This is a genomic window from Kitasatospora sp. NPDC007106, from assembly GCF_040634455.1.
GTDB lineage: Bacteria > Actinomycetota > Actinomycetes > Streptomycetales > Streptomycetaceae > Kitasatospora > Kitasatospora arboriphila.
Map to the genome: position 1 here is coordinate 1 of NZ_JBEYFP010000943.1, position 2,137 is coordinate 2,137.

General features: G+C 75.6%; 1 protein-coding gene. It reads left to right on the plus strand.

Annotation, left to right across the window (positions count from 1 at the left end; translation table 11 throughout):
• Positions 1-2,070 (plus strand): nicotinate-nucleotide--dimethylbenzimidazole phosphoribosyltransferase (gene cobT / locus ABZ641_RS34280; RefSeq protein ID WP_359988242.1); only part of this gene is annotated, 2,070 nt, incomplete at its 5' end.
• Positions 2,071-2,137 lie beyond the last annotated feature (67 nt).

Sequence of the window (2,137 nt, forward strand, 5' to 3'; positions counted from 1 at the left end):
CCGGCCGCCGAACCGGTCGTCGCGGAGGAGCAGCAGGCCGCGGCCGCCGCGCCGGAAGCCGCCGCACCCGAGGCCGGCTCCGAGCCGACCGCGGAGCAGTCGGCCGAGCAGCCCGCCGAGCAGCCCGCCGTCGAGGAGACGGTGGCCGCCGAGCAGCCCGCCGCGGCCGAGGCCGCGACCGAAGCCACGCCCGTGGAGGCCGTTTCCGTGGAGTCCGCCGCCGTCGAGGCCGTCACCGAGGTGCCCGAGCAGCCGGCCGGGCCGGACGCCGAGGCCGCCGCCGAGAACGCCGCCGGGACGGACTCCGACGAGCGCCCGCCGGCCGCCCCCGGCCTGGACGACGCCGCCCGCGAGGCCGTCCACCAGGTCATCCGCGAGCGCCGCGACATCCGCAACGGCTTCCGCCCCGACCCGATCCCGCACGAGGTGCTGCTGCGCGTCCTGGAGGCGGCCCACACCGCCCCCAGCGTCGGCTACTCGCAGCCCTGGGACTTCGTCGTCATCCGCTCCCGCAAGACCCGGCGCAAGATGCACGAGCTCGCCCAGCGCCAGCGCGACGCGTACGCCGACTCGCTGCCCAAGGGCCGGGCGAAGCAGTTCAAGGAAATCAAGATCGAGGCGATCCTCGAGACGCCGGTGAACATCGTGGTGACCGCCGACCGCACCCGCGGCGGCCGGCACACCCTCGGCCGGCACACCCAGCCGCAGATGGCCCCGTACTCGGCCGCGCTCGCCGTCGAGAACCTCTGGCTGGCCGCCCGCGCCGAGGGCCTCGGCGTCGGCTGGGTGAGCTTCTTCGACGAGGACGAGATGGTCCGCGAGCTCGGCCTGCCCGAGCACCTGGAGGTCGTCGCCTACCTCTGCGTCGGCTACGTCGACGCGTTCCCCGACGAGCCCGAGCTGCAGCAGCAGGGCTGGGCCAAGAAGCGCCCGCTGTCCTGGGTCGTCCACGAGGAGCAGTACGGCAACCGCGCGCTGCCCGGCGAGGAGCCGCACAGCCTGCTCGCCGACACCCTGCGCGGCATCCGCCCGCTGGACGCCAAGTCCCTCGGCGACGCCTGGGACCGCCAGAAGCGGATGACCAAGCCGGCCGGTTCGCTCGGCGTGCTGGAGATCATCGCCGCGCAGCTGAGCGGCCTCGCCCGCAAGTGCCCGCCGCCCGTCCCGGAGCCCGGCTGCGTGGCGATCTTCGCCGGCGACCACGGTGTGCACGCCCAGGGCGTCACCCCCTGGCCGCAGGAGGTCACCGGCCAGATGGTCGCGAACTTCCTCGCCGGCGGCGCGGTCGTCAACGCCTTCGCCGCCCAGGTCGGCGCCGAGGTGTGCGTGGTCGACGTCGGCGTCAAGGCCGACCTGCCGGAGGCCATCCAGCAGGGCCGCACCACCGGCCTGCTGCCGCGCAAGGTCAAGGCCGGCACGGACGACATGACCCAGGGCCCGGCGATGAGCCGGGAGGAGGCCGTCCAGGCGATCGAGGTCGGCATCGAGACCGCCCGCGACCTGGTCGCGGCCGGCAACAAGGTGCTGATCACCGGCGACATGGGCATCGCCAACACCACCGCCTCCGCCGCCCTGATCGCTGTCTTCACCGGCACCGACCCGGCCGAGGTCACCGGCCGCGGCACCGGCATCGACGACGCCACGCACGCCCGCAAGGTCGAGGTCGTCCGCGCCGCGCTCGCCCTGCACCAGCCGGACGCGGCCGACCCGATCGGCGTCCTCGCCGCGGTCGGCGGCCTGGAGCACGCGGCCATCGCCGGCTTCCTGCTCGGCGCGGCCTCGCTGCGCACCCCGGTCATCCTGGACGGCGTGATCGCGGGCTCCGCGGCCCTGGCCGCCAAGGCGATCGCCCCGGAGGCGCTGGCCGCCTGCATTGCCGGCCACCGTTCGGCCGAGCCCGGCCACCAGGCCGCGCTCGCCAAGCTCGGCCTGCGCCCGCTGATCGACCTGGACCTGCGCCTCGGCGAGGGCACCGGCGCCCTGCTGGCCCTTCCGCTGGTGCAGAGCGCTGCCCGGGCGATGCACGATGTAGCCACCTTCGACTCCGCCGGGGTCACCGAGAAGGCCTGAGCCTCCCGGCCCCGCCCGCACCGGCCCGAGGGCGCGCCGGTGCCGGCGCGCAGTTCGTCTCGGTCGA